The organism is Bradyrhizobium quebecense (assembly GCF_013373795.3).
GTDB lineage: Bacteria > Pseudomonadota > Alphaproteobacteria > Rhizobiales > Xanthobacteraceae > Bradyrhizobium > Bradyrhizobium quebecense.
The window spans coordinates 3,957,551-3,981,115 of sequence record NZ_CP088022.1; the positions used below are offsets into that span (position 1 = coordinate 3,957,551).

Genomic DNA, 23,565 nt, shown 5'->3' on the forward strand with positions numbered 1-23,565 from the left:
ACGCGAAACGCCGCACAACTTGGCTCTGGCCTCGGGTAAGCTCCCGCAGTATCAGTTTTGATGCGCGGGGAGCCAATCAAGGTGCCGAAGAGCACAACCAGAGCATGATCCGGAAAAGTGTGAAGCGGTCTTCCGAAAAGATCATGCTCAAACAAAGAGCTAAGACGGGCGGCGTGACGGCTCCCGCGATCACGCCCACTTCGACCACCGCGCCGGGTGCGCGCGGCTGGCGCGACTATACGCTGCTGTTGGCGCTGGCCTGCTGCTGGAGCTCGACCTATCCACTGACCAAGATCGGGCTCGGTTCGATCCCGCCGATCACCTTCATCTCGGCGCGCTCGCTGGTCGCAGCCGCCTTCCTGCTCGTGGTGCTGCGGATCCGCGGCATCCGCATCCCGACCGACATCAAGGCCTGGAAGCTGTTCGCCTTCCAGCAGACCATCAACTCGACGATCCCGTTCCTGGTGATCACCTGGGCGCAGCTCTACGTGCCGGCATCCAATACCGTGGTGCTGGCATCGACGACGCCGATCTTCGCCTTCCTGATCACCTGGGCGATCACGCGGCACGAGCCGGCCTCGCCGCTCAAATTCGTCGGCGCGATCCTCGGCCTCGCGGGCACGGTCGCGATCATCGGCCTCGACGCGCTCTCGGGCTTCGGCAAGGAGATTGTCGCCGAGATCGCGATCCTGCTCGCCACCATCTCGTTCGCCTGCGCCACGATCTTCGGGCTTCGTCTCTCCGACTATGACCCCATGGTGGTGGCCGCCGGCTCGCTCTTGTTCGGCGGCACCGTGCTGCTGCCGGTCGCCCTGATCGTCGACCATCCCTGGACGCTGCACCCGACGCCGCAGGCGCTGGTCGCCACCGTCGTGATGGGCATCTTCTCCAGCGCGTTCGGCCTGATGCTGTTCTACATGTGCCTGACGCGGCTCGGCACACTCACCACGAACGCGCAAGGCTATTTGCGGATTCCGATCGGCGTCGCGTTGTCGGTGATCCTGCTCGGGGAATCCGTGCCGTCGAACCTTACGCTCGGCCTCTTGCTTGTCATGGCCGGCGTCGCCGCGATGACGGTGCCCACAGAGGCCGTCAAGCGCTGGCTTGGCAGGTTGCGAGGATAGCCTTCCGGCTATTTCTTGTCGTCCGCCAGCAGCGCGCGGTACTTCGCGACGTCGCGGGTCACGAGTTGCTGCAGCACCTCGGGTGCGAGCTCATCGGCATCGGGCGCAACGGTCGACAACTCGACAAAGCGCTTCTTCACTGCCTCGCTCGCGACTGCGGTGCGCGCGGCGGCGTTGAGCTTGGCGATGATCTCAGGCGGGGTGCCCTTCGGCGCGAAAAGGCCGTTCCAGCCCTGCGCCTCGAACTCGGCCAGGCCGGCCTCGGCCGAGGTCGGCAGATTCGGCAGCGAGGCGAGCCGCACGGTCGAGCCGACCACGACCGCCTTCACCAGTTTGTCGTCGATCGCCTGCGACACCGAAGCGGCGGCATCGCAGACGCCGTCGATCTGGCTGCCGATCGCGTCCGTCAGCGCGAGCGCCGCGCCGCGATAGCCGACTAGCTGCACGTCGATCCCGGCGGCATGCACGAAGCTCTTGCAGATCAAATAGTTCGACGAGCCGACGCCGGCATGGCCGAGATTGACCTTGCCCGGATTCTTCTTCGCGTAGTCGATGAATTCCTTGAGATCCTTGGCCGGAAAATCCTTGCGCAGCGCGACGATGCCGAAGGTCTTGGCGACCACGGCGATCGGCGCGAAGGAGTCGGGCGTGAACGACAGCTTCGGATAGATCGTGTAGGTCGCGGCATTGGTGCCGGCGTTGCCGATCGCGATCGTGTAGCCGTCCGGCTCGGCGCGTGCGGCGCGGGTCAGCGCGGTCGAGCCGCCGGCGCCGCCGACATTCTCGATGATGATGGTCTGGCCGAGCGCCGCGCTCATCTGGTCGGCGACCGCGCGGGCAATGACGTCGGAGGTGCCGCCGGCCGTGAACGGCACGATCATCGTGATCGGACGCTTCGGGAAGTCCAGCTTCGAGGTTTCTTGGGCGTGCGCGACCGTCGCAAGCAGCAGCAATGCGGCTGCCGCTGCGGTTAAGCACCTTCCAAACATAATGGTTACGCCGCTTTTTCGAACTGCTGGGCCAGGCCTGCGAACAGGCCGCTGCCGTCGGTGCAGCCCATGATCTCTTCGACGTGGTTTTCCGGATGCGGCATCATGCCGAGCACGTTGCCGCGCTCGTTGACGATGCCGGCGATCGAATGCGCGGCGCCGTTGAAGTTCGAGGTCTCGTCGACCACGCCCTCGGCGGAGCAGTACCGATAGAGCACCCGCCCGTCGCCCTCGAGCCGCTTCAGCGTCTCCTCGTCCGCCTCGTAATTGCCTTCGCCATGGGCGACCGGCACGCGGATCACCTGGCCGGCATTGTAGCCGCGGGTAAACGGCGTGTCGGAGCGCTCGATGCGCATATGCACGTCGCGGCAGACGAATTTCAGCCCGGCATTGCGCATCAGCACGCCCGGCAACAGCCCGGATTCGCAGAGGATCTGAAAACCGTTGCAGACGCCAAGCACCAGCCCGCCCGAGGCTGCGAAGTCGCGCACCGCGTCCATCACGGGCGCGCGGGCCGCGATCGCGCCGCAGCGCAGATAGTCGCCATAGGAGAAGCCGCCGGGCACCACCACGAGGTCGGTGCCTTTGGGCAGCGCCGTCTCGGCGTGCCAGACCATCGCGGTCTCATTGCCGGATGCAAGCTTGAGCGCGCGCGCCATGTCGCGCTCGCGATTGATGCCGGGGAAGACGAGGACGACTGATTTCATTGCATCACCTGGTTTTGGGTGCCAGCACGAGCTTAACTGCGGCGGCAAACTTCGCGTAATTGTCGTTGCTGGCCTTTTCGTCACGCGCCGAGCTGATCAGGCTGGCGGAGCCTTGTCCGGCAAGCAGCAAGCCGCTGACTTGATACTCGCTCGCGCCGTTGGCTGTCACGGTCAGGCGCCGTGCCTTGAACATGCGCGGCCCCGCGGTGCCCTTATCGCCATCAACGCCGAGCAGCGTAATGTGCTGCCCCGGCGTCCGCTGCTCCAGCGCCTTGATGATCTGCTCCTGCCCCTCGCGGAACTGGTCGAGCGTCATCTGTTTTCCGCCGGTATAATACCGGTAGCTGACCTTGGAGCCCGCCCCGCAGGACGATTGCGCGCAGCGGAACATATGCACATCGGAGCCGCGGCGCTCGTAGCTCCATCCGCTGACCGTGAACGGCGGCGGCTGCGTCGTCGCGGCAGGCGCTGCCGGTACCGGCTGAGCCGAGGCCCCGCCGATTCCAGCTGCGGTCAGCAGGCCGACCAAGAGCGCTCCGACGAAGATTCGGTCACGGCGAGCAGCGGCGGGAGCGGCTGTTATCATTTGGCGCGCTCGCTAGCTCAGAACCTCGACCCGGTAGTTCTCGATCACGGTATTGGCCAGCAGCTTGTCGGCGGCGGCCTTGAGCACCGCCTCCGCCTTGGTCTTGTCGGTCGCGGCGAGCTCGATGTCGAACACCTTGCCCTGGCGAACGCTGGCGACGCCGTCGACGCCGAGCGATTTCAGCGCCCCCTCGATCGCCTTGCCCTGCGGATCGAGGATGCCCGACTTCAATGTCACTGTTACACGTGCCTTCACGGTCGCCCCTTAAGCTTAGCTCTTCACCAGCACCGGGCCGCTGCCGGCCGGCCGCTCGTTCTCGATCAGAATGCCGAGCCGCTTCGCGACCTCGGTGTAGGCCTCAAGCAGGCCACCCAGATCCCGGCGGAAACGGTCCTTGTCGAGCTTCTCGTTCGACTTGATGTCCCACAGCCGGCAGGAGTCCGGCGAGATCTCGTCGGCGACGATGATCCGCATCATCTCGTTCTCGAACAGCCGCCCGCACTCCATCTTGAAGTCGACGAGGCGGATGCCGATGCCGAGGAAGAGACCGGTCAGGAAGTCGTTGACGCGGATGGCGAGCGCCATGATGTCGTCGATCTCCTGCGGCGTGGCCCAGCCGAAGGCAGTGATGTGCTCTTCCGACACCATGGGGTCGTTGAGCTGGTCGTTCTTGTAATAGAACTCGATGATCGAGCGCGGCAGCTGGGTACCCTCCTCGATCCCGAGCCGCTGCGACAGCGAGCCGGCGGCGACGTTCCGCACCACCACCTCGAGCGGCACGATCTCGACCTCGCGAATCAGCTGCTCGCGCATGTTGAGGCGGCGGATGAAGTGGGTCGGCACCCCGATGTCGTTGAGGTGCTGAAACAGGTACTCCGAAATCCGGTTGTTGAGGACGCCCTTGCCCTCGATCACCTGGTGTTTCTTCGCGTTGAACGCGGTCGCGTCGTCCTTGAAGTGCTGGATCAGGGTTCCCGGCTCGGGGCCTTCGTAAAGCACCTTGGCCTTGCCTTCATAAATACGGCGTCGACGGCTCATTGGGATGTACCGTGTTTTGTTGAAATCCATGGATTTGGGTGCTCCGGATGACTTGGGGTTACGACCCACGACGGAGCTGCCGCGGAGGCCTGGAACCTGGGCAATCCAATTGGAAACAGAACAAGAACCATACCTATTGGCAACCTATCCGATTGGCCCATCCAGCACAATCGATAGTGCCCCCATCGGGGCACTTATACCACCCTATCAAAAAGGCCCGATTCCGCCTGTTTTGCCTGCGGCTTAACGGCTCGTTGTCTTGCCGATTCCTCCCACTTATCTAAGCAGGCATCGGGGCTGCCGCAACGAGCATCGGCCCGCATTCAGCAGGGAATTGGAACTTCGGCATGAACGAATTCAACAAGCGCGAGGAAGGTTTCGAGAAGAAGTTCGCCCTCGACGAGGAGCAGAAGTTCAAGGCCGAAGCGCGCCGGAACAAGCTGCTCGGCCTGTGGGCCGCCGAGAAGCTCGGCATCTCGGGTGATGCCGCCAACGCCTATGCCAAGGAAGTGGTGGCCGCCGATTTCGAGGAAGCCGGTGACAATGACGTGCTGCACAAGGTTCTGAAGGACCTCACCGCCAAGGGCCAGGCCGTCACCGAGCACGACGTTCGCGCCAAGATGGACGAACTGCTGGCCGTGGCCGCGGCGCAGGTGAAGGCGGGAACCTAAGTTTCTCGCGCCGCCTGAGCTCCAATTCGACTTTTTACGCGCGCCGGACACCGTTCCGGCGCGACGTGTTTGTGCCCCTCGCTTTGGTAAAGTCGGCCCGGATGATCTCGAGCAAGCGCCGCGACGCGGCGCTGAGGAAGCCGCCATGCCGCGTCACCGCGACGACCTCATGACTTGCGGTGAGATTGCCGACACGAATCGTCGCGATCGAGGAGGCACGCAGCTCCTCCGCCGCATTGCTTCGTGACAGCAGCGCGATCCCGAGCCCGGCCTCGACCAGCCGCTTCTGCGCCGTGAGGCTGTCGACCGGCGTCCAGTCGACCTCGCCGAGCCCGTGCGTCAGGAACAGGGCGAACACGTGCGAGGCGGTGATCTCGCGCCGTCCGGGCACCTCGGGAAAGGCGATCCAGCGCTCGTCCCTGAGATCGGCAAGTCTGCCGACCCGGCGTCCCGCCAGCGGATGGTCCGGCGCGCAGACGACCCCGAGCGGCTCGGCGAACAGCACCTCGCAATCGAGATCGCCCGAGCGGTCGCGGTCGTAACGCAGCCCGATCGTCGCCTCGCCGCGCCGAATCAGATCGCTGACCTCGGCACTGGTCGCGGTGCGCAGCGTCAGCGCGACATCAGGATGCCGGCGGGCAAAGCGCTTCAGCACTTTCGACAGCCGCTCGCCCGCAAGCGTGCCCGTCACCGCCAGCGCCACCGGACCGGAATTGTCGCGCAGCAGCGCGCGCACCGCATTCTCGGCATCCTGCGCTGCCGCCACCGCCCGTTCGGCATAGGGCACCATCACCCGCCCCGCATCGCTCAATCTCGTCTTGCCCGCGATCCGCTCGAACAACGGCACGCCGAGCTCCTGCTCGAGCAGCGCGATGCGCCTGGAGATCGCCGGCTGCGACCGATGCAGCGCCTTCGCGGCGTTCGAGATTCCGCCGCGGCGATGCACCACCAGGAACGTGTTGAGTGCGTCGCTGTCCATCCCTCACCTCATGCAAAAAGCTGATGATATCGAGAGAAATAACAAATTTGTCTGATGGCCGAAACCGCCCTATCGCTTGAGCCAGTCGCTTTTTCCAATCATCAGGAGTTCACATGCGCACCCAGGCAGACAAGGCAGCACGGTTTCGCGAGCTCCATCAGCGCCCCGGCGCCTTCATCATCCCGAATCCCTGGGATGCCGGCACGGCGAAGCTGCTCGCGGCGATGGGTTTCGAGGCGCTCGCGACCACGAGCCTCGGGCTCGCCAACACGCTCGGCAGCGCAACCGTCAGCCTCGATGCCATCATCGAGAACTGTCGGGTGATCGCCGCGGCCACCGACCTGCCCGTCAATGCCGATCTGGAGAATTGCGGCGCGGATGATCCGAGGACCGCGGCACAGGCGATCACCCGGGCCGCCGAAGCCGGCGTCGTCGGCGGCTCGATCGAGGATTCGACCGGCAATCCGCAGCATCCGATCTACGACTTCTCGCTAGCGGTCGAGCGGGTCCAGGCCGCCGTCGAAGCCGCGCGGGCGCTCCCATTCCCATTCACGCTGACCGCGCGCGCGGAGAACTTCCTGTACGGCCGCAAGGATCTCGACGATACAATCAAGCGGCTGCAGGCGTTCGAGGCCGCCGGCGCCGACGTGCTGTATTCGCCGGGTCTGTATGACATCGGCACCATCAAGACGGTGGTCTCGGCCGTGAAGCGGCCGTTCAATCTCGTGATGGGCTTTGCCGATCCGACCTTGACGGTCGAACAGCTCTCCGCCGCCGGCGTCAAGCGCATCAGCGTCGGTGGCGCGATGGAGCGGCACGCGCTGGCCGCGTTCCTGCGCTGCGCCCGCGAGATGAAGGATCAGGGCACGTTCAGTTTCGTGCGCGACATGGCGCCGGTGAAGGCGATAAGGGATATGTTTGCAGCTGGTCAGGCATGACCTAACCGCCGACGGTCATCGCAGGGGCGCTGGCGACGAGCCGTTGGCCCCCCGCGCGGCATGGCGGCGCCGCCCCGGATCGCCAGGGGGCGGCGGCTGCAAGGATCTGGTATGGTAGCGCCAACACCGCAAGTCCGGCCAAGGCGCTATCAGACCTGACGATTCATGACAGGTCGCGACTTGCAGGCAGCCTCAGGCAATGCCAAGAGAGCGGGATCATGTCCCAGGATCACATTTCCAACGTTCTCGCTGAACGTTATGCCTCACCCGCCATGCGCGCCATCTGGAGTGGCGAGGGCAAGGTTCGCCTCGAACGCGACTACTGGATCGCCGTACTGAAGGGCCAGCGCGATCTCGGGATTCCGGTTCCGGACGGCGTGATCGAAAGCTACGAGCGCGTGAAGGACCAGATCAATCTGGCCTCCATCATGCAGCGGGAGCGCGTCACCCGCCACGACGTCAAGGCGCGCATCGAGGAGTTCTGCGATCTGGCCGGCCATGAGCACTTGCACAAGGGCATGACCAGCCGCGACCTCACGGAGAACGTGGAGCAATTGCAGGTCTACCGCGCGTTGCAGCTGGTCGAGACCAAGAGCATCGCCGCGCTGGTTCGGTTTGCGAAGCGCGCCCAGCAGTTGCGCGACATCCCGTTCACCGCACGCACCCACAACGTGGCCGCGCAAGTCACGACGCTCGGCAAGCGCATCGCCATGTCAGGCGAGGAGATGCTGCTGGCGCATCAGAACCTGGTCAATGTGCTGCAGACCTACCCCGCGCGCGGCCTGAAAGGCGCAGTGGGCACGCGTCTCGACCAGATCACCCTGTTCAATGGCGATGCCGGCAAGGCGCGCGCGCTCGAGGAACGCATCCTCGTTCACCTCGGCCTGCCGAAAGCGCTCGACGCCGTCGGCCAGGTGTATCCGCGCAGCCTCGACTTCCGTGCGGTCAGCGTGCTCACCGAGCTCGCCAGCGGTCCCGGCAACTTCGCCAAGACCATCCGCCTGATGGCGGGCCATGAACTCGCCAGCGAAGGCTTTGCCAAGGGCCAGGTCGGTTCCTCGGCCATGCCGCACAAGATGAACAGCCGCTCCTGCGAGCGCATCAATGGCCTGCATGTGATCCTGAAGGGCTATCTCGCGATGGCCGCCGGGCTCGCCGGCGATCAGTGGAACGAGGGTGACGTCTCCTGCTCCGTCGTGCGCCGCGTCATGCTGCCCGATGCCTTCCTCGCCACCGACGGCCTGCTCGAGACCTTGCTCACCGTGCTCGATCAGATGGAGGTGTTCGAAGCCGTCGTCGAGACCGAGCTCAACCGCTACCTGCCCTTCCTGCTGACCACCACTGTCATGATGGAAGCGGTCAAGAAGGGCGCCGGCCGTGAAGGCGCCCACGAGGCGATCAAGGAGCACGCCGTCGCCGCCATTGGCGACCTTCGCACCGGCAAGATCGTGCAGAACGATCTGCTGCAGCGTCTGGCCGCCGATCAACGGCTTGGCTTGAGCGAAGCCGAATTGCAGCTCGTGCTCGCGCAAGGTCGCGCCAACTCTGGCGACGCCGGCGCCCAGGTCGATTATTTCGCCCAGCAGGTCGATGCGCTCGCCCGCGCCAAGCCGGAAGCCGCGAGCTACGCGCCGGGCACGATTCTGTGAGGTCATTCGCTACGGGCGAGTAGCGATTCCATTCGCTACTCGCCATTCGCGCTGTCTCACTCTTCCTTGAAGCCGTATTCCGGCACGTTGCCGCTGGCGCCGTAATATTTGTACGGCAGGAACTTGCCGCTCATGGTGATCTTGACGCGGTCGCCCTTCGGATTGGCGACACGCTCCATCGCCATGTCGAAGTCGATCGCCGACATGATGCCGTCGCCGAACTCCTCCTCGATCAGCGCCTTCCACGCCGGGCCGTTCACCATCACCATCTCGTAGAAGCGGTAGATCAGCGGATCGGTCGGCGGCATCGGCGTGCCGGCGCCGCGCATCGGCACCTCGTTGAGCATGGCGGTCTCGGCCTTCGACAACCCGAACAGCTCGCCGGCATTGGCCGCCTGCGGCTTGGTCAGCTTCATCTGGCCGAGGATCGCGCCCACGATCAGCACTTCGGAATACCCTCCGATCTTCTCGCAGATATGCTTCCAGCTCCAGCCCTTCTCGCGCTTGATGTCGAGCAGCTTCTCGGTGAGGTCTTCGCGTTTCATGGGGGTTTCCTCCTCAGGCTTCAGCGCGCAACGCTCTGCGCGGGATTGGGTTCAACGACGCGCGGCGGCGAGACGATCACCGGCTCGCCGACACCGGGCCGCACCGTCGGCACGTGGCGCGGATCGTGATCGGTCACCTCAGCGGCAAAGCTCTTGCTGCGGCTGACCAGGAAATCGACGATATGGTTGCGCAGCGCATAGTAATAGGGATGACGGTGCAGGTCGATGCGGCCGCGCTCCTTCGGCAGCGGGTTCTCGACGATCTCGGCCAGCACCGCGCCGGGCCCGTTGGTCATCAGGAAGATCTTGTCGGCGAGGAAGATCGCCTCATCCACGTCGTGGGTGATCATGAAGGTGGTCTGCCCGGTCTCCAGGCAGATGCGCCGCACCTCGTCCTGCAGCGTGCCGCGGGTCAGCGCGTCCAGCGCCGAGAACGGCTCGTCCATCAGCATGATCTTCGGCGTGATCGACAGCGCCCGCGCAATGCCGACGCGCTGCTTCATGCCGCCCGACAGCTCCGACGGATGCTTGTGCTCGGAGCCGGTCAGCCCGACGAGATCGATGAATTTCTGCGCGTGGGCCCTGACCCGGGCGCGGTCCCATTTGCGCCATTTCGAGCTCACGGCATAGCCGACATTGCCGAGCACCGTGCGCCACGGCAGCAGCGCATGGCTCTGGAAGATCACGGCGCGGTCGAGGCTGGTGCCCTCGACGCCCTGGCCATCGACGATGACAGTCCCCCCGCTCGGCTCGTCGAGTCCGGCGAGGATGTTCAGCACCGTGGTCTTGCCGCAGCCGGAATGGCCGATCACGCAGCCGAACTCGCCGCGCGTCATCGACAGCCAGAAGTCCTCGAACACAGTGGTGGTGGTGGTGCCGCCGCCAGCGCCGGGATAACGCCGGGCGATTCCCTCGATGGAGATGAACTTGTCGGTCATCGCTACTCCGGAAACGTCACCATGCGCGTGAAGCGCGCCAGCACCTGGTCGAGCAGCATGCCGACGAGGCCGATCAAAAGGATCGCGATGATCACATTGGTGATCGACAGATTATTCCACTCGTTCCAGACGAAATAGCCGATGCCGGTGCCGCCGACGAGCATCTCGGCGGCGACGATCACGAGCCAGGCGATCCCGATCGAGATCCGCATGCCGGTCAGGATCGTCGGCGCCGCCGCCGGCAGGATCACGGTGAAGGCGCGCCTGACGGTGCCGACCTCGAGCGTCCGCGCGACGTTGATCCACTCCTTGCGCACGCCTGCGACCCCAAACGCGGTGTTCAACAGCATCGGCCACACCGAGCAGATGAAAATGACAAAAATCGCCGAGATCGAGGAATCCTTGATGGTGTAGAGCGCGAGCGGCATCCAGGCCAGCGGCGAGATCGGCTTCAGCAGCTGGATGAAGGGATCGAGCGCCTTGCTGATCAAAGGCGACATCCCGATCATGAAACCGAGCGGGATCGCGACGATGACCGCGATGAGATAGCCGAGCCCGACGCGCCCGATCGAATAGGCGAGCTGGATGCCGAGCCCCTTGTCGTTCGGCCCGTTGTCGTAGAACGGCCGCTTCAGGTGCTCCCACAGCTTGGCGCCGACATCGAGCGGCCCGGGCAACGCCGACTTGCCCTGCGTCGCGGTCAGCCCCATCAGCCTGGCGTATTCGGGGCTCATGGCCGCCGTTGTGCCGCTGCTGCGGGTCGCGAGGTGCCAGGCGCCGAGAAAGGCCGCGAGCAGCGCAAGCGAGACGATGGCGGCGCGGAGGCGGAGGGAGAGAGTCATGCGCGTTCCCTCCCCGCGTCGTCCCTGCGAAAGCAGGGACCCATAACCACCGGCCCCAATTGTTGCGCTGAGTGTCTCCCCGCGCGCCTAACCGAGACAACACGGCGTATGGGTCCCTGCTTTCGCAGGGACGACGGCGTGGATAGAATTTCGCCCCTCACGACGACTTCCTGATCTTGAAGCTTGCGAGATAATCCTCGGGCTTGGCCGGATCGAAACTCTTGCCCATCACCGAGAACGACTTGTACGAGCTTGTCGGCGGCGTGAGCCCCATCTCGGCCATCACCTTTTTCGTGTCGGTGGCGAGATAGACCTGCTCGGCGACCGCCTTGTAGTCGACATCGCCCTTGATCTGGCCCCAGCGCTTCATCTGCGTCAGCATCCACACCGCAAAGGACTGCCAGGGGAACGGATCGAAGTCGACGCGCTTCGGATCGGTCTTCACGCCGCCGAGGCCGTCGGCATAGGTGCCGGTCAGGACCTGCTCCAGCACCGTCACCGGCGCGTTGATGTAGTTGGCCGGCGCGATCGCCTCCGCGATCTGCTTGCGGTTCTCGGCCTTCGCAGCAAAGCCGGTGGCGTCCACGATCGCGCGGGTCAGCGCCGCGAAGGAGTTCGGCGCCGTCGTGATGAATTCGCGGCTCGCGGCAAAGCTGCAGCAGGGATGACCGTCCCAGATCTCCTTGGACAGGATGTGCAGGAAGCCGACACCGTCATAGATCGCGCGCTGGCAGATGTTGTCGGGCGCGAGGAAGCCGTCGATGTTGTCGGCGCGCAGATTGGCGACCATTTCCGGCGGCGGCACCGAGCGGAGCTGCACGTCGGTATCCGGATCGAGCCCGTGCTCGGCGAGATAATAGCGCAGCAGATAGTTGTGCATGGAGTAGTCGAACGGAATGGCGAACTTCATGCCTTTCCAATCCTTCGGATCGCGCTTGTCCTTGTGCTTGATGGCAAGCGTGATGCCCTGCCCGTTGATGTTCTCGATCGCGGGCACGGTGAAGGGTATAGCGTTCGCGCCAAGCCCGAGCGAAATCGCGATCGGCATCGGCGCTAGCATGTGAGCAGCGTCGTATTCCTTGTTGATGGTCTTGTCGCGAATGACAGCCCAGCCGGCGGTCTTCACCACCTCGACGTTGAGGCCCTGCTTGGCATAGAAGCCGAGCGGCGCCGCCATGATGATCGGAGTCGCGCAGGTGATCGGGATGAAGCCGACCTTGAGGTCCTTCTTCTCCGGCGGTCCGGCGTCGGCGAACGCCTCCGTCGCCCTCTTCAGCGGGAAGAACTCTGACAGCGCGGCGAGTGCGGTCGCGGCACCGACCGATTTCAGGAAGGCGCGGCGCGCGACATCCTGCGGAAACACCGCCCGCATCACCGCCGACGCGACGATGCCTTTGTAGCGCTTCTGCTCGCTGAGATCGGCGACCGGCTCGCAGCGCAGCGTGCGCGCGGCATGCTCGTGCTCGGCGGTTGAGCGATGCCGGCCACAGGCGCAGCCGGATCGCACGAGCGCGCGGTCGGCGTCGAAGGGATCATCTGACGTGGACATGCTGCGCCCCATTGTCGCACCGAACTACGGAGAGCTCCGCGATCCGGTGCATTGATCGGCGTCCGGCCGCGTTTTGCGCCGCCGGACGCCAACAAACATGCAGGTTCTATGCCGCCTTGTCCGTGACGACGGCCGCGGTCGGCAGACCCTCGTCGATCGGCAGCGCCGGGTCGCGCGACCACTCGTTCCATGAACCGAAGTACATCCGCACGTCCTTCACGCCGGCGTTCTTCAGCGCCAGGAAGGTGTTCGAGGCGCGCGCGCCCTTGAAGCAGTAGAGATAGACCGGCGTGGTTTGCGAGATACCGACGGTGGCGCATTCCGCCAGGATCTCGTCCTTCGACTTGAAGCGCTGACCTTCGCCGGTCGGCTTCATCATCCGGTACCATTCCAGCCAGACGGCGCCGGGGATGCGGCCCTTGCGCGGGCAGAAATCCTTGCCGTAGGGCGAGGAGCTCTCGCCGATCCACTCGTCGACGTCACGCACGTCGAGGATCGCGACGCCGGGCTTGCCGACCGCGGCCAGCATCGCCTTCGCGTCGATCATGATGTCGCCGGCCTCCGGCACGATCGCAAAGGAGGCCTTCGGCGGCACCGCAACGTCGGTGGTGACTGACAGATCGGCGGCTTTCCAGGCATCGAAGCCGCCATGCAGCACCTTCACCTTGGGATAGCCGAGCATCGTCAGCAGGTAGTAGCCGCGGCAGGACTGGCCGAAGCCGGAATTCATCGACTGCTCGTAGATCACGGCGGTCTCCTTGCCGGACAGACCGGCGGCGCCGAACGCGTCGGCGAACTTGGTCTTCAGCTCGTGGATGCCTTCCGGCGTCGAGGTCGCAAGGAATGTGAAGATGTCATGCACATTGACGGCGCCCGGCAGATGGCCGGCCGCATAGGCATCCGGATTCCGCGTGTCGATGATGACACATGGTTCTTTCTTGACGAGCTCGGCAAGTTCGCCGGCGGTGATCAGAACGTCCGTCATGGCTCTCTCCTGTTTGTGGTTGCAGTTGTGGTGGTCCCGAACTCCTGGTCAGCCGTCCGCCAGCATCTTGCGCAGCTGCTTGGTGGCAGGCGTGACGATGGCGACGAAATAGGCCTCGCGCAGCCTGCGCTGGGCGCGGTGACTCATCAGATAGCCGCGCGCGCCGCAATGGAGCATCGCCGCATGCGCGAACGCGACGCTGGCATCGCCGATCCGCAGGCGCAGCGCGACGACGCGGCGCCAATAGCTGTCATCGGTGTTGTAGGGATCGCTTGCCAGCGTCATCGCCTCCTTCTCGAACTCGGCATAGAGCTCGCGGAATTGCAGCGGCTGCTGCGGCAGATAGCGGTTGACGTGACCGAGCGGCGCATGGACTTCGTCCATGATGCTGATGCAATCCTTCATCAGGCCGAGGCCCATGCCGGCCTGCAGCAGGATGAAGCCGGCGCGGATCTTCTTGACGAACGGCGCAGCCGGCTCAGCGAGGATCAGCTCGTCCGGCACGAACACGTCGCGGAACTGGACGCCGTAGGTGCCGGTGCCGTCCATCGCCAGGAACGGCTTGCACGGCGTCAGCGTGATCGCGGGATCGGAGCAATCGGCAAGAAACATCACGGTGCTGCCCGGCTCGCCCTTGCTGCCCTCGTCCTCGCGCTCGAAAATCGTGCCGAAGTAATGGTCGGGGCCGAGATTGGACACCCAGGGCAGCGCGCCGCGCACGATGTAGCCGCCATCGACCTTGCGGCCCTTCAGCTTCAGCCGCTCGATGCCGAAGAAGCTCTTCATCGGGTTGGAGAGCCCGGTGCCGCCGAGCGCGCGCCCGCTGGAGAAGCAATTGCCGAAGCGCGCGGCGAGCTTCATGTTGGTGGAGTTCGCGACGTACCAGACCAGCGTGTTCTGGCACCACGCCATAAAAGCGGTGGCGCCGCAGACTTCGCCGAGCGCGGCCATCGACTGGATCGCCCAGCGCAGGTCGGCAGGCCCCTCCTGCGGCACGTGGCTGCTCCACGCGCCGACCTTGCCGAGCCGGCGCAGGAATTCGCCGGGATAGACCGAGCCGGCATCGATCGCGGATGCGAGCGGTGCCAGCTCCTGACGGGCGAGGCGCGCGACCTCGTCCGTGATGGTCGGTGCGGGATCTTGAGCTGCGACCCGCGATAATGCCAGTGAACCCATGGTTGGTCTCCGCACCTGGAATTGCCGATCGAGCGCCTAGGCGCTGACCTCGAGATTGACGGGGCGCGTGAAGGTGTTGGCGACCGGCGACCACTTCTTCACATGCGCCACCAGCGCGTCGATCTCGTCCTGCGCGACGCCCTCGCATTCCATGTCAACCTTGACGCGGACATCGGTGAAGCCGACCGGCTTCTCGCTGACGTCGCCGGTGCCCCACACCGCGGTGATGTTGAGATCGCCCTCGAGCTCGAGCTCGAGCTTGTTGACGATCCAGCCGCGATGCACGGCGTTGGCGTGCAGGCCGACCGCAAGGCAGGAGCCGAGCGCGGCGAGCGAGGCCTCGGAGGGATTGGGCGCGGTGTCGTCGCCGAGCAGGCCCGGCGGTTCGTCGACGATGTAGGGCGCGAGGTTGCGGATGTAGTTGGCGTGACGGAACTTGCCCTCGGCCACCGTCCTGCACTTCAAGGTCTTGATGACCTTCGGGTTGGCCTTGCCGTTGGCAATCAGCTGCTCGAGCCCGCCTCTGTCGATCGGCGCGAGGCAGCCGGTCAGTGCGGTTTTTTGAGCGACAGCGGTCATCAGTTTTCTCCCTGGGAGCGTTGGATTGGGTCAGGATACCGAACGGTCTGTTTCATGCACGAAGCGTGCCAGTCCCGCCCCAAATCAAAAGGCGAAATCCCGCAAACGCTTAGCTGTGCCTGCCTGCGGATTGGTCAGGGCGCGGCTGCTCAAACGCGGTGCATCTGCCGCGCCGCAGCGATTATTTTGAGCGCAGGACGGCGCACATGCCCGCCCCCGTGAAGATGCGGCTTGATGATTTCGCCGCGCTCCGATTTACTGCCGCGCATGGTCAAATCGCTTGCGAAGAAAAAACCTGCCGCGGCGTCCGCCGCCGGCGACGACGAATCCGCGCGCGGGCGCCTGCTCAACGCGGCCACGCATCTGTTCTGCAAGAACGGCATCAACGCCACCGGCATCGATGCGATCATCGATGAAGCCGGAACCGCCAAGACGACGCTCTACAAGCTGTTCGGCTCGAAGACCAACCTTGTGCATGCCGTGCTAGAAAGCGAAGGCAAGCAGTGGCGCGAATGGTTCATCGGCGCGATCGAGGCCGGCGGCGGCGATCCGCAGACCAAGCTGGCACGGATCTTCCCCGCCCTGAAGTCCTGGTTCGCCGAGGAACGCTTCTACGGCTGCCCCTTCATCAACGCGGTCGCCGAGCACGACAAGGACGCCAAGCAGTTCCGCAACATCGCGCTGAAGCACAAGAAGGTGGTGCTGGCGCATATCGAGAAGCTCGCCGGCGAGATGGGCGCGACCGAGCCGGCCGTGCTCGCGCATCAGCTCGCGCTGTTGATCGACGGCGCCATCGTCGCCGCCATGGTGTCCTGCGATCCCGGTGTCGCCGACACCGCCGGCCTCGCCGCCAGCAATCTGTTCGCGCCGGCGAAGCTGAAGAAGACGAAGCGCGCGGGACGCTCGGACGAGTTGCTCGCGGTCTAACGCGGCGCATCACGGCGACCTCCCGCGGTCCATCTCTGATCCGACGATCAACTGCAGCACTGCCTGAGTCGGCGCTGCGCGCAGCCGATATCAATCCTGGCCTTCGTCGGATTTCCCGTGAGATCCTACAGATCGAAGTTCGTCGGCAGCATCACGACGTCGCGGATGGTCATGCCGCGCGGCCGGGTCAGCATGAACATCACGACCTCGGCAACCTCGCTCGCCTCCAGCAGGCTGCCCGCTGCTTTGGCCTCCTCAAGCTTCTCCGCCGGCCAGTCCGCGAGCAGCGCGCTGATCACGGGCCCCGGCGAGATCGAGCCGACGCGGATACCGTGCTTGAACACCTGGCGCCGCACCGTCTGCACGAAGCAGTTGATCGCCCATTTCGACGACGCATAGACCGGCTCCCACGGCGTCGGGAAATGCGCGGCGAGCGAGCTCGTCACGATGATGTCGCCGGTCCCGCGCGCGATCATGTGCGGCAGCACGTCGTGCACGTTCTTCATCACGACGTTGACGTTGAGGTTCAGCATCCGGTCGATCGCGCCGGTATCGGCATCGACGAGATCGCCGCCGACATAGATCCCCGCATTGGCGTGCAGGATGTCGAGCTGGCCGGCCCTCTCGAGGATCGCGGGCAACAGCGTCGCGCAGGCCTTCGGATCGAGCAGGTCGATGACCAGCGGGATCACCGCATCGCCGTGCCTGCCGGCGAGCGCTTGCAGCGCGGCCGCGTCACGGTCGACCATCACCACGCGCGCGCCCGCGGCCAGCATCGCCTCGCTGCTCGCAAGTCCAATGCCCGACGCCGCCCCGGTCACCGCCGCGACCTTGCCTTCCAATTGCTTCGCCATCGTCTCCACCCGTCCGGTCAGTGCGGCGCGCATGGCAACACATCGCGGTCGCGATGTCAGCTCCCATGCGACAAACGACGTTGCCTGACGCGCATGTCCCGTCACATGCGGAGCATCGGCGGCCGCGTGGCGAAACGGCGACGCAGCCATTTTGCCGCCGGCCCCGCAGGCCGCTGCTTGTGCCAGACCACTTCGAGCGCAACGGGATGCGCGCCCTCGTCGAATTCCAGTTCGGGAATTGCCAGTTCCTCGGCAACCTGCGAGCTCGCCATGATGTGCGCCGGGATCAGCGCCCAGCCGACGCCCTGCTTGAGGATCTGCAGGATCACCCAATGGCTCTCCACCCACCATACCTCCGCGGCGACACGAAGCCGATGCCGCTCGGTGCCCTCGTTGCGCACCGTGACCATGATCTGGCGATGCCGCTTCAGCTCCTCCCAGTCCACCCGGCCATGCGCCAGCGGATGGTTCTTGCCGCACACGAGCTGCAGCGGCACCCAGCCGATGGTCTTGAAGCCGAGCTCGGGCGGCAGATGCTCCTGCCGCCACATCACGCCGACATCGGCCTTACCGTCGAGCACGAGGCGGCTGACGTCCTCCATGATCGGAAACAGCAGCTCCACTTCGACATGAGGAAAGCGCTTGGCGAATTCCGCAAACAGCTCCCCGACCGCGCTCTCCGGATAGAGCTCGTCGATCGCCACCACCAACCGCTTCTCGACATGCGCCTCGAAACTGCTCGCGACGCCGATCAGATGCTCACGGCGATCGAGGATCAATCTTGCTTCCGGCAACAGCCGCGCACCGGCTTCGGTCAGCACCGGGTTGCGACCGGCTCGGTCGAACAGCGCGATCCCGAGGTCTGTTTCCAAATTGGCGACGTGCGTGCTGACCGCCGATTGCGCTTTCTTCAGAAGCCGTGCCGCACCGGAGAACGAGCCCTGCTCGGCCGCCGCCACGAAGGATTCGAGCTGGTCCATGGAAACGGCCATCTATCTCTTTTCCAGATACTACCTAACTTTATAATCCCACAATATCAGATAGAAACCCGGTCACAACGACAGAAAGGGTTTCAAAATGTCTATGCGTTCCTTCTCCGATCGGGTCAGGCACGCAGTCCTGTTCGAACTGATCGGTATCGCCATCTTCACGCCGGCAGCCGCGTGGCTGTTCAATCAGCCGGTCGCCCATATGGGCGTCATCGGCGTCGTCTCGGCGACGGTGGCAACGATCTGGAACTTGCTGTTCAATCTCGGCTTCGACCACGCGCTGGTCCGCGTCACCGGCCGTGTCATCAAGACGATGCCGATCCGTGTCGCTCACGCGATGCTGTTCGAGGCCGGCTTGATCGTGCTGCTGATCCCGTTCGTCGCCTGGTATCTCGGCATCTCGCTGTGGGCCGCGCTGATGATGGATATCTCCATCGTCGCGTTCTATCTGGTCTACGCGTTCGTATTCAACATCGCTTACGATCGCGTCTTCCCGGTCCGCGAGCTCAGCGCGCACGGTCGCAGGGCAAGCCGGGCCCTGCCGGCTTGATCGGCCCTCGGTACTCGGCGCCTCGGATCATGTGATCTGCGGCGCCGCGCCGGACCCTGACACCGCAGCAATATTCCTGATGGTAGCGACTGCGCACAAGTTCCGCTGCGCAGCGCTCATAGACTGGTTTGATCCGGCTTGAGCGCTGTGGAATGCTTCAGGCCGACATGCCCGTCAGAGGCTGCCAAAACGGCCAACAAGAAGAAGCGGAGGACTACAATGCCAGGGAACCGTTCACCCCACCTCACCCGCCGTCATCTCATCAAAGGCGCTGCCGCCACGTCGGCCACGCTGCTGCTCGGCAAGCCCGCCATTGCCAAGGGCAAGACCGAGATCGTGATCGGCAACATCGACGCCTATTCGGGACCGGCTGCGGTCTATTCGTCGATCGGCCGCACGCCTGGCGGCTATTTCAAGATGATCAACGAGCAAGGCGGCATCAACGGCCGCATGATCAGGTACATCACCTATGACGACGCCTACAGCCCGGCCAAGACCGTCGAGCAGGCGCGCAAGCTGGTCGAAGGCGACGAGATCGATGTGCTGTTTGCGCCGCTCGGTGCGCCGACCAACGCGGCGATCATGAAATACATGAACCAGAAGAAGGTCCCGCACCTCTTCATCGCCTCGGGCGCGACCAAGTTCGGCGACTACAAGAACTTCCCCTACACGATGGGTTTCCAGCCCTGCTACCAGATCGAGGGCCGGGCCTTCGCGCAACACGTCCTGTCGACACAGAATGATCCCAAGATCGGCATCGTCTACCAGAACGACGATTTCGGACGCGACGTGCTGAAGGGCTTCAAGGACGGACTTGGCGCCAAGACCTCCGCAATCGTCGCCGAGCTGTCCTATGAGACATCAGACCCGACCATCGACAGCCAGGTGGTCCGCTGCAAATCCGCGGGTGCCAACGTGTTCATGAGCATGACCACGCCGAAATTCGCCGCGCAAGGCATCAAGAAGATCGCCGAGCTCGGCTGGCAGCCGGCGCATTACATCGGCAACAACGCCTCCTCCGCCGGCTCGACCCTGAAGGCCGCGGGCTTCGACGTGTCCAAGGGGATCATTTCGAGCGCCTATTTGAAAGATCCGGTCGACGCCGCCTGGGACAGCGATCCCGCCATTCAGAAATGGCGCGCCTTCCTCGACAAATACGATCCGGCGGCGGCCAAGAACGACATCTACGCGGTCACCGGCTATCTCACCAGCCAGATCCTGGTTCAGGTGCTCAAGCAGTGCGGCGACGACGTCTCGCCCGAAAACATCATCAGGCAGGCGGCGAACCTCAGGGACGTCGAATCCGACATGCTGCTGCCGGGCATCAAGATCAACACCTCGCCGACCGACTACTATCCGCTCGAGCAACTGCAACTGACGCGCTTCAGCGGCGAACGCTACGAGCCGATGGGCCCCGTGATCGACGGCGGCATCTCGAAGGCGTGATCGTCCACGGCGCTCCGCGAAAACCAGCGCGGCGCATGCGCGAGCCGTCTCGCAGTTGCCATCGGCTGCTCATCGGCCGATGATGCGCGAAACGGATCCGAACCAACCGGGAGGAAGTGAATGCGTGGACGCCGTGTGCTGATGGAGTCGTTCGTGTCGCACGGCGTGCGTCATATCTTCGGCAATCCCGGCACGACGGAAACGCCGCTGCTCGACAGCCTGCCGGCATTTCCGCAACTCGAATATATCATGGCGCTGCATGAAGGCGTCGCAGTCAGCGCCGCCAGCTTCTATGCGCAGGCATCCGGACGCGTCACCGTTGCCAACCTGCATGTCGCTCCCGGCCTCGGCAACGGTATCGGTTCGCTCTATGGCGCGCTGAAAGCAAATTCGCCCCTGGTCGTGACGGCGGGTCAGCAGGACACGCGAATGCGGCTCAACAATCCCCTCCTCGGCCACGACCTCGTTGCAATGGCGGCCCCGGTGACGAAGTGGAGCGTTCAGATCGAGCGCGCCGACGAGATCGCACCAATCATCCGCCGCGCGTTCAAGGTGGCGACCGATGCGCCACAAGGGCCGGTGTTCGTCTCGCTCCCGATCGACGTCCTGGAACAGGAGACCTCGGTCGATGCATCGACGCCGGACAATCTGTGGCGGTCGACACGCCCCGATCCGGCAGGGATCGAGGCGATGCTTGCGCTGCTTCTCAAGTCACACAATCCGGCAATCATCGCCGGCGACGACGTCGCGAGATCGGGCGGCGAGCAGGCGCTGGTCGCGCTTGCGGAAACGATCGGCGCCACCGTGTGGTTCGAGGGGTTGCGGCATCACGCGTCCTTCCCGACCGGCCACCCGAGCTATCGTCAGTCGCTCCCCGGCGACGCCCGGCAGGTACGCAAGGTGCTCGGCGATACCGATCTTGTGCTGCTCATCGGCGGTCCGTTCTTCGAGGATATCTGGTTTGCGCCTGATAACCACATTCCCCACGGCGCACCCGTGCTCCAGATCGAGGCCTCGGCAGAGCGTCTCGCGCTCAACAACAGGCTCGACGCCGGCATTGTCGGCGACATCACCATCAGCCTCGGCGCATTGACGGACGCGCTGCACGCAAAGGCGAGCGCGGACTTCAGGCAGGCTGCGCAAAACCGCAACGCTGCGCTGGCCGAACTGCAGGCGAAAGAGAAGGAAGCCTATCGCGCGCGCGTCGAGAAGAGCTGGAACCGTGAGCCGAGCTCCATGCCGCGCGTCACCGCGGAACTTCGTCGCGGCCTGCCTGATGATGTGGTCATCGTCGATGAGAGCATCACGGCGAGCCTGGATCTCGCGCGCGCCTTCGACTATCGCGGCTTCGGCGATTATTTCGGCGGACGTGGCGGCGGCATCGGCCAGGGTCTTGCCGGCGCCATCGGCGTCAAGGTCGCCATGCCGGACCGTCCCGTTGTCGCGATCTCCGGCGACGGCTCGGCGATGTATGCGATCCAGGCGCTGTGGACTGCCGCGCACCACAAGCTTGCGATCGTGTTCGTGGTGCTCGCGAACCGCGAGTACCGCATTCTCAAGCACAATGTGGACGTCTGGCGACAGAACTTCGAAGCCGGCACCCAGCATCCCTATCAGAACATGGATATCACCGGTCCCGCGCTCGACTTCGTGCATCTCGCGGCCGGCATGGGCGTCGAGGCGGTCAGGGTTGAGAAGGCGGACGACATCGCTGGCGCAGTCGCAAAGGCTGCCGCGGCGCAGCGTCCGTACCTCGTCGAGATTGCGATCGAAGGCAAGCGCTAGAGGAGCTTCTGATGGCAGGCATTCTGGACGGCAAGGCTGCGTTGGTGACTGGCGGCGGCTCGGGCATCGGTCGGGCAACAGCGATTGCCATGGCGCGCGAAGGCGCGCGCGTCGCGGTGTCCGACCTGTCAAAGGACGGAATCGAACAGACAGTCGCGCTCATCAACGCCGCAGGCGGCCAGTCGATCGCGATCCAGGGCGACGTCACCGACGAGGCTGACATCGCCAACATGGTGGCACGCACGGTGTCGGCGTTTGGGCGCATCGATTGCGCGTTCAACAATGCCGGCGTGGCCGGGCGCTCCGTCGGCCCGCCCGGCCAACGCATCCATGAGCTCACGCAGCCCTCGGTGGCGAAGATGTTTTCGGTGAATCTGATGGGCGTGTTCCTGTGCCTGAAATACGAGGTCGCGCAGATGCTGAGGCAGGGCGGCGGCGGCGCGATCGTCAACACCGCCTCGATCGCCGGGCTGGTCGGCCTTGCCACGTCGGGCCACTACGTCGCGGCCAAGCATGGTGTCGTCGGCCTGACCAAGTCTGCGGCGATCGAATACGCCCAGGACGGCATCCGAGTGAATTGCGTCAATCCCGGATACATCAAGACGCCGATGACCAAGGAGACGATGGACGAACGTTACGACGAGATCATCGCCAAGGTGCCCGCACGTCGCCTGGGCGTGCCCGAGGAAATCGCGGAGGCCGTGGTCTGGATGTGCTCGGACAAGGCATCCTTCATGACAGGCGCATCGCAGGTGGTCGACGGCGGCTACAGCGCCGCCTGAGGTGCGCTTCAGCGGGGCGCGTCGCGGCTTTCAGGCTATTCCTTTGGCGGCACCGTGCGCAGATAGGCGACGATGGCGTCGAGATCGGCAGCCGACACAGTGGCGTAGTAATGGAAGCCCATCGGCGGATTGAGCTTGCTGCCGTCCTTGCTGACGCCCTGAGTGATCGCGCGTTTGATCTCGTCGTCAGTCCAACCGCCAATGCCTTTGGTCTTGCTGGAGCTGATGTTCCGCGAAACCGAGACGCCCCAGGGTCCCGTAAACTTGCCGCCGCCAGCGCCCATGCTGGTGGCAAATTCTCGCCCTTGCGGCCCCATCGGGGTATGGCACTCCATACAGTGTGCAATCGTGACGAGGTAGAATCCTTGCTGCACCTTGTCGCTCAACACCGCTTCGGTGTACGGGCTTTCACCGCCCGGGGGAACAGGATGTTCTTGTGCCATCTTGTAGACCGGCTCCGGCACCGCATTCCTGATCGGCTTGATCGTGCGCAGATAAGCGATCACCGCATCGAGATCGCGATCGGTCATGATCTCGTAGAAGCCGCTCGGCATGATCATGGCGACCCGCGCGCCGTTGCGCTTGACGCCCTTGCGCAGCAGTTGCTTGAGTTCGGCGTCGGTGTAATTGCCGATGCCGGTTTCCTTGTCTTGCGTGATGTTCGAGGCCGTGACCTTGAACGGTGGCTGATCCCATGACGTGCCGCCCGAAAAAGCCTTGTCCCTGATCTCGCCTGACGGTCCCTTCGGGGTATGGCAATTGCCGCAGGTCAGGATGCCGTTGACCAGGTAATCACCGCGCTCGACCAATTCCGATTGTGCGCTGACCGGGCTGCTCAATACCGCACCGATAACGAGCGCGAGCGATCCGATACGGATCATGACGATGCCTCCAATCAATTGAGTATGGCGATAGAACTCTGATCGATTTCCGGCTT

Annotated in this window: 25 protein-coding genes; 9 read left to right on the forward strand and 16 right to left on the reverse strand. The window is 64.4% G+C overall.

The window, feature by feature from the left end:
* The first annotated feature begins 143 nt into the window (after positions 1-143).
* Positions 144-1,124, forward strand: a complete 981-nt coding sequence (locus HU230_RS19250; RefSeq protein ID WP_210284210.1) for a DMT family transporter — start codon at positions 144-146, stop codon at positions 1,122-1,124.
* A gap of 8 nt (positions 1,125-1,132) precedes the next feature.
* Here the strand turns inward: HU230_RS19250 and HU230_RS19255 are convergent, their stop codons facing one another.
* The 5 genes from HU230_RS19255 to purC all read right to left on the reverse strand — a co-directional run bounded on the left by HU230_RS19255 (position 1,133) and on the right by purC (position 4,444).
* A complete protein-coding gene (locus HU230_RS19255) occupies positions 1,133-2,113 on the reverse strand; it encodes a tripartite tricarboxylate transporter substrate-binding protein (protein WP_176530310.1) in 981 nt (326 codons plus the stop codon).
* A gap of 5 nt (positions 2,114-2,118) precedes the next feature.
* On the reverse strand, positions 2,119-2,820 hold the full coding sequence (purQ, locus tag HU230_RS19260; RefSeq protein ID WP_176530309.1) for a phosphoribosylformylglycinamidine synthase subunit PurQ: 702 nt from the start codon (positions 2,818-2,820) through the stop codon (positions 2,119-2,121).
* A 4-nt stretch (positions 2,821-2,824) separates the two neighbouring features.
* Positions 2,825-3,349 carry a hypothetical protein gene (locus HU230_RS19265; protein ID WP_224924494.1) on the reverse strand — a complete coding sequence of 175 codons (525 nt, stop codon included), beginning with the start codon at positions 3,347-3,349 and terminating at the stop codon, positions 2,825-2,827.
* 69 nt (positions 3,350-3,418) lie between these two features.
* The gene (gene purS, locus HU230_RS19270) at positions 3,419-3,661 is read right to left on the reverse strand and encodes a phosphoribosylformylglycinamidine synthase subunit PurS (RefSeq protein WP_176530308.1); all 243 of its coding nucleotides are present in this window, start codon (positions 3,659-3,661) and stop codon (positions 3,419-3,421) included.
* Positions 3,662-3,676: 15 nt separating this feature from the next.
* A complete protein-coding gene (purC, locus tag HU230_RS19275; protein WP_016843454.1) occupies positions 3,677-4,444 on the reverse strand; it encodes a phosphoribosylaminoimidazolesuccinocarboxamide synthase in 768 nt (255 codons plus the stop codon).
* A 347-nt stretch (positions 4,445-4,791) separates the two neighbouring features.
* Here purC and HU230_RS19280 point away from each other — a divergent pair, with 347 nt between their 5' ends.
* Positions 4,792-5,115, forward strand: a complete 324-nt coding sequence (locus HU230_RS19280; RefSeq protein ID WP_176530307.1) for a DUF1476 domain-containing protein — start codon at positions 4,792-4,794, stop codon at positions 5,113-5,115.
* 34 nt (positions 5,116-5,149) lie between these two features.
* Here the strand turns inward: HU230_RS19280 and HU230_RS19285 are convergent, their stop codons facing one another.
* The gene (locus HU230_RS19285) at positions 5,150-6,094 is read right to left on the reverse strand and encodes a LysR family transcriptional regulator (RefSeq protein ID WP_176530306.1); all 945 of its coding nucleotides are present in this window, start codon (positions 6,092-6,094) and stop codon (positions 5,150-5,152) included.
* Positions 6,095-6,207: 113 nt separating this feature from the next.
* On the opposite strand from HU230_RS19285, the gene HU230_RS19290 reads away from it, so the two are divergent.
* Together HU230_RS19290 and purB are read left to right on the forward strand one after the other, a co-directional pair.
* Positions 6,208-7,032: an isocitrate lyase/PEP mutase family protein gene (locus HU230_RS19290; RefSeq protein WP_176530305.1), complete on the forward strand. Its 825-nt coding sequence runs from the start codon at positions 6,208-6,210 to the stop codon at positions 7,030-7,032.
* 218 nt (positions 7,033-7,250) lie between these two features.
* Positions 7,251-8,681, forward strand: coding sequence for an adenylosuccinate lyase (gene purB, locus HU230_RS19295; protein ID WP_176530304.1), 1,431 nt, complete (start codon positions 7,251-7,253; stop codon positions 8,679-8,681).
* Positions 8,682-8,737: 56 nt separating this feature from the next.
* Here purB and cynS read toward each other — a convergent pair whose 3' ends face one another.
* The 7 genes from cynS to HU230_RS19330 all read right to left on the reverse strand — a co-directional run bounded on the left by cynS (position 8,738) and on the right by HU230_RS19330 (position 15,295).
* A complete protein-coding gene (gene cynS, locus HU230_RS19300; protein WP_092115321.1) occupies positions 8,738-9,226 on the reverse strand; it encodes a cyanase in 489 nt (162 codons plus the stop codon).
* 20 nt (positions 9,227-9,246) lie between these two features.
* Positions 9,247-10,164, reverse strand: coding sequence for an ABC transporter ATP-binding protein (locus HU230_RS19305; protein ID WP_176530303.1), 918 nt, complete (start codon positions 10,162-10,164; stop codon positions 9,247-9,249).
* Between the two features lie 2 nt (positions 10,165-10,166).
* Positions 10,167-11,006: a nitrate ABC transporter permease gene (gene ntrB, locus HU230_RS19310; protein ID WP_176530302.1), complete on the reverse strand. Its 840-nt coding sequence runs from the start codon at positions 11,004-11,006 to the stop codon at positions 10,167-10,169.
* A gap of 157 nt (positions 11,007-11,163) precedes the next feature.
* Positions 11,164-12,555 (reverse strand): CmpA/NrtA family ABC transporter substrate-binding protein, encoded by a 1,392-nt coding sequence (locus HU230_RS19315; RefSeq protein WP_176530301.1) that lies wholly within the window; start codon positions 12,553-12,555, stop codon positions 11,164-11,166.
* A gap of 106 nt (positions 12,556-12,661) precedes the next feature.
* Positions 12,662-13,540 (reverse strand): sulfurtransferase, encoded by an 879-nt coding sequence (locus HU230_RS19320; protein ID WP_176530300.1) that lies wholly within the window; start codon positions 13,538-13,540, stop codon positions 12,662-12,664.
* Positions 13,541-13,588: 48 nt separating this feature from the next.
* A complete protein-coding gene (locus HU230_RS19325; protein ID WP_176530299.1) occupies positions 13,589-14,716 on the reverse strand; it encodes an acyl-CoA dehydrogenase family protein in 1,128 nt (375 codons plus the stop codon).
* A 36-nt stretch (positions 14,717-14,752) separates the two neighbouring features.
* Positions 14,753-15,295, reverse strand: a complete 543-nt coding sequence (locus tag HU230_RS19330; RefSeq protein ID WP_050402025.1) for an OsmC family protein — start codon at positions 15,293-15,295, stop codon at positions 14,753-14,755.
* A 267-nt stretch (positions 15,296-15,562) separates the two neighbouring features.
* Between HU230_RS19330 and HU230_RS19335 the strand changes: the two genes are divergently transcribed.
* The gene (locus HU230_RS19335) at positions 15,563-16,222 is read left to right on the forward strand and encodes a TetR/AcrR family transcriptional regulator (protein WP_176534958.1); all 660 of its coding nucleotides are present in this window, start codon (positions 15,563-15,565) and stop codon (positions 16,220-16,222) included.
* A 125-nt stretch (positions 16,223-16,347) separates the two neighbouring features.
* Here the strand turns inward: HU230_RS19335 and HU230_RS19340 are convergent, their stop codons facing one another.
* Both HU230_RS19340 and HU230_RS19345 read right to left on the reverse strand, forming a co-directional pair.
* Positions 16,348-17,076, reverse strand: a complete 729-nt coding sequence (locus tag HU230_RS19340; protein WP_176534957.1) for an SDR family oxidoreductase — start codon at positions 17,074-17,076, stop codon at positions 16,348-16,350.
* Positions 17,077-17,177: 101 nt separating this feature from the next.
* A complete protein-coding gene (locus HU230_RS19345) occupies positions 17,178-18,068 on the reverse strand; it encodes a LysR family transcriptional regulator (protein ID WP_173637496.1) in 891 nt (296 codons plus the stop codon).
* A gap of 85 nt (positions 18,069-18,153) precedes the next feature.
* Here HU230_RS19345 and HU230_RS19350 point away from each other — a divergent pair, with 85 nt between their 5' ends.
* The 4 genes from HU230_RS19350 to HU230_RS19365 all read left to right on the forward strand — a co-directional run bounded on the left by HU230_RS19350 (position 18,154) and on the right by HU230_RS19365 (position 22,628).
* On the forward strand, positions 18,154-18,615 hold the full coding sequence (locus HU230_RS19350) for a PACE efflux transporter (protein ID WP_176530298.1): 462 nt from the start codon (positions 18,154-18,156) through the stop codon (positions 18,613-18,615).
* Positions 18,616-18,834: 219 nt separating this feature from the next.
* Positions 18,835-20,061 (forward strand): ABC transporter substrate-binding protein, encoded by a 1,227-nt coding sequence (locus tag HU230_RS19355; protein ID WP_176530297.1) that lies wholly within the window; start codon positions 18,835-18,837, stop codon positions 20,059-20,061.
* 120 nt (positions 20,062-20,181) lie between these two features.
* Positions 20,182-21,846, forward strand: a complete 1,665-nt coding sequence (locus HU230_RS19360; protein WP_176530296.1) for a thiamine pyrophosphate-binding protein — start codon at positions 20,182-20,184, stop codon at positions 21,844-21,846.
* Between the two features lie 11 nt (positions 21,847-21,857).
* On the forward strand, positions 21,858-22,628 hold the full coding sequence (locus HU230_RS19365) for an SDR family NAD(P)-dependent oxidoreductase (RefSeq protein ID WP_176530295.1): 771 nt from the start codon (positions 21,858-21,860) through the stop codon (positions 22,626-22,628).
* A gap of 35 nt (positions 22,629-22,663) precedes the next feature.
* Here the strand turns inward: HU230_RS19365 and HU230_RS19370 are convergent, their stop codons facing one another.
* A complete protein-coding gene (locus tag HU230_RS19370; protein ID WP_210284209.1) occupies positions 22,664-23,509 on the reverse strand; it encodes a c-type cytochrome in 846 nt (281 codons plus the stop codon).
* Positions 23,510-23,565 lie beyond the last annotated feature (56 nt).